This is a genomic window from Rhodoferax sp. (assembly GCF_039922535.1).
Classification (GTDB): Bacteria; Pseudomonadota; Gammaproteobacteria; order Burkholderiales; family Burkholderiaceae_C; genus Rhodoferax_B.
Genome location: NZ_JBDTEM010000345.1, coordinates 1 through 2,195, shown reverse-complemented (window position 1 = coordinate 2,195; position 2,195 = coordinate 1). Strand labels below are relative to the sequence as shown.

The following is a 2,195-nucleotide window of genomic DNA, read 5'->3' as shown; positions in this document are numbered from 1 at the left end:
CCGAAAGCCGTGCACCAGCACCAGCTTCACGCCCATGCTTTGGATCATCGCCAGGTCTTGCGCCAGGTTGGGCAGTTTGCCCGCCGCAATCGCCTCGCCCGCCAGCGCCACCACAAAGGTCTGGTTGCGGAACTTGTGGATGTACGGTGCCACCGAGCGGAACCAGGGCACGAAGGTGAAGTTGAAAACGGAAGTCATCATGGGCGCGCAGCCGGTAGGTGGTTGAGGGAAAAGTGTAGCAGCCGCACCGCAGCCTGGCGGCGGGTGCAAAGCTACATGCTTTTTAGGCCACTAGTGTGGTGTTACACGCTATCTGGAACATAAAACGGCGTCTTTTCACCCATGCTGTCGTTACAAATCCGCGCCATAGCGGAGCTATGGCTGTGGTTTGCGCCTAAGCCTGGGCAAAAATCCATCCGTTTTATTGGTTCCATCAAGCGTGCAACACCACACTGGCGCAGATTCCACCTGCGCTGGCAGCTATCAAAACCGTAGTAAACCTAGTGCGTGCGCTCCCCCGCCAGCGCCGCGTGCAGCAGGCGCAGGCTGTGCGGTTCGCTGAGGAAGCGCATGTGTTCGGCGGCGCTAGGGGCGGCTCCGTCCACGTGGCTGAGTTGCAGCACGCGTTGGCGGCGCTGTTCGCCGCGCAAGCCCCGACCGGTATGGCGTGGGCCGAGTGCCTGCAGTGCCAAGGCGGCCAGACGAGGTAAGTCAGCCAGCCAAGGGGTGGCGGTGGCGCGTGGCGCGTGGGCATAGCGCCAGGCCTGTTTCAGCACCGAGGGCGAACGGCTTTCTTCAGGCACCAGTAGCCAACCGGCATCTTGCAGGCGCTGGCCCAGGCCGACCCGGCTGCTGAGCACGGTGAACGGTACGGCCAGCAGCAGCGGTAAGCCCATGGGCAGCAGCCACAGCAAGGAGTCGGGGGCAAACCAGGCCACCGCGCCCAGTAGGCCGGCGACGGCGATGCCCAGCGTGCCGAAACGTTGGGCCGCATCGGCCCAGGGCAGGTCGCTGGCTTCGCGTGGGGGCGAGGTCCATTCCAGCCGCCAGCCGGTCAGGCCACCCAGTACAAACAGGCTGTGCGCGGCCATGCGCAACGGGGCTTGCAGCATGGACATCAGCGCCTCCAGCAGGGTGCTGCCCAGCAGCTTCAGGCTGCCGCCAAAGCTGTCTTGCTCACCGCGCAGCAGCACCGCCAGCAGGCCCAGCACGCGCGGCAAGGCCAGCATCAGCGCAGTCGATACCCAGAGCGTGGCCACGCTGCGGCTGGACCACAGCGGAATTTCGCTGTCGTGCAGCCACAGCGCGGCACCCAGCACTACGTACAGCAGCCACAGCGGGGCCGACACGTAAGACATGGCCCCCGTGGCCAGCATGGCGCGGTGCACCGGGCGCAGGCCGGGTTCGGTCAGCAGGCGGGCGTTTTGCAGATTGCCCTGGCACCAGCGGCGGTCGCGCTGTAGCTCGGCCAGCAGGTGGGGCGGCTGTTGCTCGAAGCTGCCTTCCAGGTCGTTGACCAGCCAGACTTCATAGCCCGCACGGCGCATCAGCGCGGCTTCGACAAAGTCGTGCGACAGGATTTCGCCCGCCAGTGCACCCTTGCCCGGCAAGGTCGCCAGGGCGCAGTGCTGCATGAACGGGGCCACGCGGATGATGGCGTTATGACCCCAGTAGTGGGCTTCGCCCAATTGCCAGAACTGCATGCCTGCCGTGAACAGCCGCCCGGTGACGCGGCTGCCAAACTGCTGGGCGCGGGCGTGCAGGGTGGCGTGGCCACAGGCGCGTGGCGCGGTCTGCAAAATACCGGCGCGGGGATGGGCTTCCATCAGCCGGGCCAGGGTGACCAGGGTGTCGCCGCTCATCACGCTGTCGGCATCCATCACCACCATGTAGCGGTAGCTGCGGCCCCAGCGGCGGCAAAAGTCGGCCACGTTGCCGGCCTTGCGGCGGGTGCGGTGCTGGCGCCAGCGGTAGTGCACGCGCAGCTTGCTGCCAGCGCTGTGGAGTTGCTCGCGCAGGGCCTGCCAGGCGGTCAGCTCAGCGGCGCGCAGGGCCGGGTCGTTGCTGTCGGAAAGCACAAACACGTCAAACAGGCGCTCTGCACCCGAGGTACTGAGCGACTCGCAGGTGGCGCGCAGCCCGGCAAACACTGTGGCCACGTCTTCGTTGCAGATCGGCATGATGACGGCGGTGCG

At 66.2% G+C, this 2,195-nt stretch carries 1 protein-coding gene and 1 pseudogene; both read right to left on the bottom strand.

What is annotated here, in order from left to right:
- Positions 1–198: pseudogene (locus tag ABI213_RS16355) on the bottom strand (N-acetylglutamate synthase); the annotation flags it as partial.
- A gap of 302 nt (positions 199–500) precedes the next feature.
- Positions 501–2,195: glucans biosynthesis glucosyltransferase MdoH (gene mdoH, locus ABI213_RS16350; RefSeq protein ID WP_348027875.1), on the bottom strand; the 1,695-nt coding region annotated here is incomplete at its 5' end.